Annotated in this window: 1 protein-coding gene; it reads right to left on the reverse strand. The window is 55.8% G+C overall.

The window, feature by feature from the left end:
• The coding region (locus ACO0LD_RS31860; protein ID WP_423013556.1) for a hypothetical protein at positions 1 to 233 on the reverse strand (233 nt) is incomplete at both ends.

Genomic DNA, 233 nt, shown 5'->3' on the forward strand with positions numbered 1-233 from the left:
TTGACGGCGAGTTTGTCGGCGGCACCGAGCGTGACGATAAAAGATGTGGCACTGGCGGCGGTTGGGTTGCTGGTGGCAGCTGTCAGCGTGTAAGACCCGGCTTGGCCAGTCAGACTTAATTTGGTGACATCAATGGTATCGCCATTCACGATGTTGACGGCAGACACGGACAGGATGCCAGTCGCCGCATCGTAAGTCGAGCTTAAAATGCTAGGCACAGCATTGGAGACGGT

The organism is Undibacterium sp. Ji83W, assembly GCF_049340385.1.
Lineage (GTDB): Bacteria > Pseudomonadota > Gammaproteobacteria > Burkholderiales > Burkholderiaceae_D > Undibacterium.